Below are 7,652 nucleotides of genomic sequence, written 5' to 3'. Positions count from 1 at the left end.
GCCCCCGCCCCCCCCGGCCCCCCCGGGGGCGCGCGCCACCGCCGCGGCGACGGCGCGGTTCACCGCCTCCTGTGCGGCCGCGGCGGTGCCGGCGCGGGCCTCCGCGCGCAGCGTCGCCACCACCTCGTCCGGCGCGCGGGCGACCTCGGCGCTCTCGCCGATATGCAGCTCCGTCTCGGCCAGCGGCGTGGGCTGGGCGGCGAGGGCGGTGGGCAGGGCGAGCAGCCCGAGCAGGGCGAGTATCCGGCGCATGCGGTTCCTCCGTTTCGCTGGGGCGATGGGGCGGGGTGCCCGTGGCGGCAGCATGGCACAGGCAAGGCCGCCGGTTGACGCCGAAGGGCGCGCGGCGGAGGCTTGCCGCACCGAACGGGGAACACACCGATGCGAGACACCCTCCACCCCTGGGGCCGCCCCTGGGCGCTTGCCGCCTGCCTCGCCGGGCTCGCCCTGGCGCAGCCCGCCGCGGCCAAGGACTTCACCTGGGCCTTCAACGCGGATGTGCTGACGCTCGATCCGCACTCCTCGAACAACACCTTCACCAACAGCTTCCTCGGCAATGTCTACGAGGCGCTGGTGCGACACAACGACAAGATCGAGATCGAGCCCGCGCTGGCCGAGAGCTGGCAGCGGACCAGCCCCACCGTCTGGCGCTTCAACCTGCGGCGCAACGTGGTGTTCCACAACGGCGAGAGCTTCGACGCCGATGACGTGCTCTTCACCTGGCGGCGCGTGAACGCGCCGGGCTCGCTCGCGCGCGGCCTGCTCGGCCAGATCAAGGAGGTGCGCAAGATCGACAGCCACACGATCGAGATCGAGACGCATCGTCCCTTCCCGATCCTGCTGGCCTCGATCACCCAGTTCTACATGATGGACGAGGGCTGGGCGCGCGCGAACAACGCGGAGAACCCGGCCAACCTGGCGCAGCAGCAGGAAAGCGGCGCGACGCGCGTGGCCAACGGCACCGGCCCCTTCCGCATCGTGGACCGCCGGCCGGACGAGCGCACCGTGCTGGAAGCCCATGCGCGCTGGTGGGACCGGCCGCAGCACAACCTCACGCGCGTCACCTTCCAGCCGATCCGCTCGGCCGCGACGCGCACCGCGACGCTGCTCTCGGGCGGGATCGACGCGGCGGTGGAGATCCCGCTGCAGGACATTCCGCGCCTGATGCAGGACCCGCGCGTGCAGGTGATCGAGGGGCCGGAGCTGCGCACCATCTATCTCGGCTTCGACCATGAGCGCGACCAGCTGCTCTACAGCGACGTGCAGGGCCGCAACCCGCTGAAGGACCGCCGCGTGCGGGAGGCGATCTACCGCGCCATCGACGTGGACGCGCTGGTGCGCGGCGTGATGCGCGGCAAGGCCTGGCCGGCGGGCATGATGGTCTCGCCCTTCCTGGCCGGCGCGCCGCAGGACCTGAATGCGCGCCTGCCCTACGACCCCGACATGTCCCGCCGCCTGCTGGCGGAGGCCGGCTATCCCAACGGCTTCTCCGTCGGCATCGTCTGCCCGAACGACCGCTACGTGAATGACGAGCGCACCTGCCAGGCCATCGCGGGCATGCTGGCGCGCGTCGGCATCCGGCTGCAGCTGCAGAGCGAGCCGACGGCGGTGTGGTCGCGGCGCACCGCGAACCGCGACTTCTCGATCTTCATGCTCGGCCATGCCGGCCTGCCGCTGGCGGACAGCTACTCCACGCTGAACGAGGTGCTGCGCACGAACTCGCCGACCACCGGCGGGCTCAACTACGGCCGCTGGAGCAACGCGGCCTTCGACGCGCTGGTGGCGCAGGCCGCCGAGGCGCCGGATGAGCAGAGCCGCCAGCGCGCGATCCGCGAGGCGCTCGCGATCGAGCGCGCGGAGATCGCGCATGTGCCGCTGTTCCAGCAGCCCATCGCCTGGGCCTCGCGGCGCGGCATCGACCTGCGGCAGGCGCCGGACAACCGGCTGCGGTTGTGGCTGGTGAAGGTGGACTGAGCGCGCCCTCTCCCGCTCCAGAAAGAACCCTCTCCCCCTGGAAGGGGCAGAGGGATGGGTGAGGGGGTCGCGAAGCTGGTCGGCGCATCGCTTCCAACGCTTCGCGCACCCCCCCTCACCCGCTCCGGCTCGGCGCTACGCGCCAAGCCTTCGCGACCCTCTCCCCCCTGCCGGGGGGCGAGGGAGACATTCAGCGCCGAGAAACACGACACCATGACCGACCTCCTGCTCCGCCACGGCACCGTCATCACCATGGACGCGCAGCGCCGCGTCATCGCGGATGGCGCGGTCGCCATCGCGGGCGGAAAAATCCTCGCCGTCGGGCCGACCGCCGAGGTGGAGGCTGCGCATCCCGGCGCGACGCAGGTGATCGAGGCGCGCGGCAAGGCGATCCTGCCCGGCTTGATCGACGGCCACGCCCATGCCGGACACGGGCTGGTCAAGACCATGGGCAACAACGACAGCGCCGCCTGGTCGGAAGCCTGCCGCATCATCTACACCCTCGCCTCGCCGCCCAGCTTCTGGCGCGCGGAGGCGCAGCTCGCGGCGTATGAGCGGCTGCGCTTCGGCGTGACCACCGGCGTCTCGCTGCTCGGCGGTGGCGATTCCATCGGACGGGTGGACCATCCGTCCTTCACCGATGCCCATGCGACCGCGACGGAGGAGATCGGCATCCGCTCCGTCCTCGTGCTCGGCCCGACGCGCCCGCCCTTCCCGCGCCCCTATGTCGGGCCCGACGGCGTGGAGCGCCCCGTCTCCTTCGAGCAGCAGCTGGAGACCATCACCGCCGGCGTGGAGACCTGGCACGGCAAGGGCAATGTCCGCGTCGCCACGCTGATGCCGGTGTACCGGGAAGCGAAGCACGACCCGGCGAAGGTGAAGGAGATCGAGCGCCAGGGGCATCTGGTGCGGGAGGCCGGCCGCAGGCGCGGCGCCTGGTTCCACCAGGACGGGCATCGGAGCGGCTCGATCGAGATGGCGGACCGGATGTTCGGGCTGATCGGCCCCGATTCCTGGCACAGCCACTGCACCGACCTGACGGATGCCGACATCGACACGCTGGTCGCCAAGGGGGCGAGCGTGGTGCACAACCCCTCGGCCATCGCCGCCGTGCGCGGCTATTGCCCGGCGCCGAAGATGATGGAAGCCGGCGTGACCGTGATGATCGGCTCCGACGCCACCGCGCCGGACCGCAGCGGCGACATGTTCCGCCACATGTTCCAGTGCATCCGCTACCACCAGCGCGCCTTCCGCGACGAGACGATGATCCCGCCCGGCAAGGCGCTGGAGATGGTGACCATCGACGCCGCGAAGGGCATGGGGCTGGACGAGACGCTCGGCAGCCTGGAAGTGGGCAAGCTGGCGGACGTGATCACCGTGGACCTCACCGGTCCGCACATGGTGCCGGCCAACATGCCGGTGGCGCGCATCGTCTATTTCGCCAATGGCCATGACGTGCGCGACGTGGTGGTGGGCGGCCGCGTGCTGCTGCAGGACGGCGTCGCGCCGCATCTTGATCCCGCCGCCATCATCGCGGCGGCGGAGCGAGAGGCCGCGCAGATGCTCGACCGCTCCGGCCTGCGTCCCATGGTGCAGGAAGATCCGGGCTGGGGCAAAGTGCGCCGCTGAACGACGACAAGGGAGGAAGAAGCATGAACCGTCGCACGCTGCTGGCCGCATCGGCCGCGCTCGCCCTGCCGCGCATCGCCGCGGCGCAGGCCTGGCCGACGCGCCCGGTCCGTGTCGTGGAGCCAGGCCTTCCCGGCGGTGGCAACGACACCACCATCCGTCTCTTCTCGCCGCATCTGGAGCGCGCGCTGGGTCAGCCCTTCGTGGTGGAGAACCGCCCCGGCGCGGGCGGGCGCGTGGGTGTCGAGAACGTGTTCCGCTCGGCGCCGGACGGCTACACGCTGCTGATCGGCAATGCCGGGTCGAACGGGATCAACGCCGCGCTCTACCGCGACCTGCCCTACAACCTCGAGACCGACTTCACGCCGATCTCGCTGCTGGTCACCGGGCCGAACGCGCTGGTGGTCAATCCGCGCATCTTCCCCGTCAACACCGTCGCGGAGCTGATCGCGGCGATCAAGGCGCAGCCGCCGAACCACTACAACTACGGCTCCGGCGGCGTCGGCTCCTCGGCGCATCTCTCGGCCGAGCTCTTCAAGCAGATGGCCGGCGTGCAGATGGAGCACATCCCCTATCGCGGCGCCGCACAGTTCGCCCAGGCGGCGATCACCGGCGACGCGCCCTTCCTGATCGCCAACATGGTGAACATCCTGCCCTTCGTCACCCGCGGCGAGGTGAAGCTGCTGGCGGTGACCAGCATGCAGCGCTGGCCCGACCTGCCCGATGTGCCGACGCTGAACGAGAGCGGCCTTCCGGGCTTCGAGACCGTCGCCTGGAACGCGCTGTTCGGCCCGAAGGGCCTGCCGCAGCCCATCGTGGACCGGCTGGTGCCGGAGCTGCAGCGCATCGGCCGCCTGCCGGAAGTCGCCGACCGCGTGAAGCTGATCGGCGGCCAGGTCATCACCAGCACGCCGGATGTGCTGGCCGCGCGGGTGCGCAGCGACATCGCGAAATGGCGCGACCTGGCGCAGCGCGCCAACATCAAGGTCGAGTAGTCGCCATCCGATGGTCGGAGGGCGCAGCCGGCGCAAGCCGGCGAGCACCGGAGAGCTGAATCGGATGGCCCACACATGAGTCGCATCGCGCGCCTCGCCTTCAGGGGCATCAACGTCACGCCGAAGACCAACTGGTCCTTCCTGGAGGTGACGACCGAGGACGGGCTCACCGGCCTCGGCGAGTGCACGCTGGCGAACCAGGAAGGCCTGCTGGAGGCAGAGGCCGCGCGGCTCGCCGCCAATGTCGCCGCGGAGGATGCGCGAAGCCGCAACCGCCTCGCGCGGCTGATCCCGCATGCGCCGGGGGGGCTGGTCGCGGCGACTGTGCTCTCCGCCTTCGAGCAGGCGCTGAACGACCTGGCGGCACAGCGCGCGGGGCAGCCGCTGCACCTGTTCCTCGGCGGTGCGCTGCGCGATCCGGTGCGGCTCTATGCTAACATCAACCGCGGCGCCAATCCGCGCAGCCCCGAAGGCTTCGCCGCCGCGGCGCGCCGCGCCGTGGAACAGGGTTTTGGCGCCGTGAAGCTCGCCCCCTTCGACCCGCTGGTCTGGGAGGACGGGTTTTCCGAGACGAATCGCGCCGCCTATGCGGAGGGACTGGCCCGCATCGCCGCGGTGCGGGCCGCGGTGGGTCCCGGCATCGAGGTGATGGTGGATGCGCATTGGCGCTTCTCGCCCGGCGGCGCCGCGGCGCTGATCCGCGACCTCGCGGAGTTCCGCCTGTTCTGGCTGGAAGGCCCGGTCGCCGAGGCCAACCACGCCGAGATCCGCCGCCTGCGCGGCCTGGCGAATGACCGCGGCATGCGGCTCGCCGGCGCCGAATCGCTCGCCGGCCTGCTCGCCTACCGCTCGGTGATCGAGGCCGGCTGCTACGACGTGCTGATGCCGGACGTGAAGCATGCCGGCGGCATCGAGGAGATCCGCCGCATCGCGGCCCTGGCCCAGACGGCGGGGGTGGAGATCGCGCCGCACAACCCGACCGGGCCGGTCTGCCATGCGCATTCCGTCCATCTCTGCGCCGTGGTGCCGAATTTCCTGCTGCTGGAGGTGCAGTTCGGCGAGACCGAGGCCTTCTTCGACATGATCGAGGGCGAAAATCTGCGCTTCGTGCAGGGCACGGCGCCGCTGCCCCAGGCGCCCGGCCTCGGCATCCGGCTCGGCCCCGGGCCGCATCTGCCCTGGAAGCGCATGGACCGACCCTGGCTCGACCCGCGCCTCGGATGACGCGCGGCTCAGCCGAAGCGCAGGAACAGCCGGGAATAGGCCGGGCGCAGGCCCTGCGCCGCCTGGCGGATCGCCGCAGCGTCGCCGCCGCGCACGGCGGCTCGGAACCCCTCCGCCGCCGCGCGGTTGGCCGCTTCCAGCGCGACGAACTCGGCTTCGCCGCGCAGCCCGGCCGGGGCGACGGGCTCCAGCCGCCCGGCCAGGTAGTGCAGCACGCCGGCAAGCTCGCGCAGTTCCGCCATCCGCGTCCCGGCCTCGGCGGCCAGGGGAACAGCGCGCTCCATCTCCTCGTGATAGGCGTTCATCGCGTCGCTGAAGGTGAAGACGCCGTTGCGGGCACGCAGCGTGCCGAGCAGGTCGCGGATCTCCTCCAGCGCCTCATGCGCGGCCGGCAGCCGGCCGGCCAGCACTTCCGATTCGGCCTGCCCCAGCAGCACGCCGACGCGGGCCGAGAGGGCCGGCCAGCCCTCCTCCGTCTCATAGGGGACCGGCAGCGGTACGGCGAAGCGCGCCGAGAGCCCCTGCCAGCCGCTGCGCGTGGCCCGGATGGCCGCCAGCGCCGCCTCCGGCGGGCCGGTATTGGTGCGGAACAGCGCCGCGCGGTAGTCGGGATAGATGCGCGCGATCGCCTCGGTCAGCGGATCCGCGGCGAAGGCCGGCGCCGCGGCCAACTGCAGGGCCAGGAGGGGGACAAGGCGGCGCATCGGATGCGCTCCATCCGTAATATTTACAGATGGATATATATGATGGATGGGCCCGATTTCTAGCTGGATCGCCTTCACGCTGGTCGCCGCCCTGTTCCAGTGCTGGCGGACGGCGCTGCAGCAGAAGCTGCGCGGCGAGCTTTCGGTGAATGCCGCGGGCCTCGTGCGCTATCTTTATGGCGTGCCCGTCGGCCTTGTCCTGCTGCTGGGCTATGGGGCCGCGACGGGCCAGTCGGTGCCGGGCATGGGCGCCTGGGTGGTGCTGCTCTGTGCCCTCGGCGGCTTCGGCCAGATCCTGGGCACCAACCTGCTGATCATGGCCTTCGGCCACCGCAACTTCGCGGTCGGCACCGCCTATTCGAAGACCGAGGCGATGCAGGCGGCGCTGATCGGCCTGGTCCTGATGGGCGACCGGCTCTCGGCACTCTCCTGGCTCGGCATCGCGGTCGGCGTGGGCGGGGTGCTGTATCTTTCGCTCGCCGGGCGCGGCACGGCGCCGGCGGCCCTGCTGCGGGGCATCGCGCAGCCCGCCGCGCTCTGCGGCATCGGCGCCGGCTTCGGCTTCGCCTTCACCGCCGTGCTGATCCGCGCCGCCAACCAGGAGATGCCGGCCGGCGACCTGATCCACAAGGCGCTTGCCATCCTGGTGGTGACCAACACCCTGCAGACGCTGATGCAGGGCGCCTGGGTCGCCTGGACCGAGCCGGCCTCCTTCCGGCCGATCCTGGCAAGCTGGCGCAGCTCGGCGCAGGTCGGCGCGCTGTCGGCGATGGGCTCGGCCTGCTGGTTCTCGGCCTTCGCCCTGGCCCCGGTGGCGCTGGTGCGCGCGGTCGGCCAGGTGGAGATCCTGTTCACCCTGGCGTTCAGCCGCTTCTACCTGCGGGAGAAGGCGAAGCCCGCGGAGATGGCCGGTTCGCTCGTCGTGGTGGCCGGCGTGGTGCTGGTGCTGATCGGCGCCCGATAGGCCATTCCGCCCGCCTCCGCATGTTGCCGCGCACAAGAGCCCGTGTTAAGGCCCCGCCGCGCGGCCGGGGGGTCGTCCAGGCGATCCCCTTGGCGCGCTCCATCGGCCGCGCCGCCGCCCGGTTGAGCCCGTGCTCCCCCCAGGGATAGGCGTGGTAGTTGG

General features: G+C 71.5%; 6 protein-coding genes and 1 pseudogene. 5 read left to right on the top strand and 2 right to left on the bottom strand.

The annotated features are described in order from the left end of the window. Positions 1-252: pseudogene (locus AC1MIR_RS11600) on the bottom strand (SIMPL domain-containing protein); the annotation flags it as partial. A 129-nt stretch (positions 253-381) separates the two neighbouring features. On the opposite strand from AC1MIR_RS11600, the gene AC1MIR_RS11595 reads away from it, so the two are divergent. The 4 genes from AC1MIR_RS11595 to AC1MIR_RS11580 all read left to right on the top strand — a co-directional run bounded on the left by AC1MIR_RS11595 (position 382) and on the right by AC1MIR_RS11580 (position 5,822). Continuing rightward, positions 382-1,974: an ABC transporter substrate-binding protein gene (locus tag AC1MIR_RS11595; RefSeq protein WP_480028311.1), complete on the top strand. Its 1,593-nt coding sequence runs from the start codon at positions 382-384 to the stop codon at positions 1,972-1,974. A gap of 213 nt (positions 1,975-2,187) precedes the next feature. Further along, positions 2,188-3,603: an amidohydrolase family protein gene (locus tag AC1MIR_RS11590; RefSeq protein WP_480028310.1), complete on the top strand. Its 1,416-nt coding sequence runs from the start codon at positions 2,188-2,190 to the stop codon at positions 3,601-3,603. A gap of 23 nt (positions 3,604-3,626) precedes the next feature. Next, entirely contained in the window at positions 3,627-4,598 is a 972-nt protein-coding gene (locus AC1MIR_RS11585) for a Bug family tripartite tricarboxylate transporter substrate binding protein (RefSeq protein WP_480028309.1), read from the top strand. A gap of 75 nt (positions 4,599-4,673) precedes the next feature. Beyond that, complete coding sequence (locus AC1MIR_RS11580; protein ID WP_480028308.1) at positions 4,674-5,822, top strand: mandelate racemase/muconate lactonizing enzyme family protein; 1,149 nt, start codon at positions 4,674-4,676, stop codon at positions 5,820-5,822. A gap of 8 nt (positions 5,823-5,830) precedes the next feature. On the opposite strand, the gene AC1MIR_RS11575 is transcribed toward AC1MIR_RS11580, so the two are convergent. After that, complete coding sequence (locus AC1MIR_RS11575; protein ID WP_480028307.1) at positions 5,831-6,526, bottom strand: hypothetical protein; 696 nt, start codon at positions 6,524-6,526, stop codon at positions 5,831-5,833. Between the two features lie 46 nt (positions 6,527-6,572). Here AC1MIR_RS11575 and AC1MIR_RS11570 point away from each other — a divergent pair, with 46 nt between their 5' ends. Further along, on the top strand, positions 6,573-7,490 hold the full coding sequence (locus AC1MIR_RS11570; protein ID WP_480028306.1) for an EamA family transporter: 918 nt from the start codon (positions 6,573-6,575) through the stop codon (positions 7,488-7,490). Positions 7,491-7,652: the final 162 nt, after the last annotated feature.

The organism is Falsiroseomonas sp. RANM36, from assembly GCF_056682175.1.
The sequence above is the reverse complement of the archived record's forward strand: the minus strand, read 5'-3'. Positions and strand labels throughout refer to the sequence as shown.